General features: G+C 62.4%; 1 protein-coding gene. It reads right to left on the bottom strand.

Features of this window, described 5'->3' with window-relative positions; all coding sequences use genetic code 11:
* Positions 1-23: 23 nt before the first annotated feature.
* A partial coding sequence (locus tag HX846_RS34145; RefSeq protein ID WP_178967143.1) for a LysR family substrate-binding domain-containing protein occupies positions 24-710 on the bottom strand: 687 nt, incomplete at its 5' end.

Here is a 710-nt window from a genome sequence, read left to right as displayed (position 1 = left end):
GGATATGTACTCAACCCCAACCCCTAGCGAAACCGCGCGATCACCGCCTCCACCACCGGGTTCGGCCGCTGGGTATTCCAGGCGACGGCCGTGGTCACCACATTGAGCTTCTGGCTCAACGCCCGAAACACCACATTGGCCGGCGCCAGCTTCTTCAACGACGCCGGCACCAACGCAATACCCTGCCCATAGCTGACAAACGCGATCTGCGAAGCCACCGACCGCACTTCATGCAGCACCCGAGGCGAAAACCCGCTGGCACGACAGGTAGCGATCAAATTGTCGAAATACACCGGACTGACGTTGCGCGAAAACATCACCAACGGCTCATTCGCCAGGCTCGACAAACTGATCCGCGTACGACTCGCCAACGGATGATCCACCGGCAGCGCCACCACCAGCCGGTCCTCCGTCAATGGCAATGACTGCACCGAAGCCCCAAGGTCACCATCCAGCCGGGCAAACGCCAGGTCGATATCCCCGACCTCCAGCGCCGGCAACGCCTCGACGCTGTCGATTTCCCGCACCGACACCGTGAGCTGCGGGTAATCAAGCTTCAGTTGCTCGATCAACCCCGGCAGCACATCAAACATCGCCGTGGAGATCGCGCCGATGGTCAACATCCCCGACTGCCCCGCCACCGCTTCTTCCACGGCGAGTTCCAGGCGCTCCAGCTGCTCGGCGAACTTGCGCACCGCCGGCAGGATCGC

Origin of the sequence: Pseudomonas sp. K5002, from assembly GCF_013386655.1 — a bacterium.
Lineage (GTDB): Bacteria > Pseudomonadota > Gammaproteobacteria > Pseudomonadales > Pseudomonadaceae > Aquipseudomonas.
The sequence above is the reverse complement of the archived record's forward strand: the minus strand, read 5'-3'. Positions and strand labels throughout refer to the sequence as shown.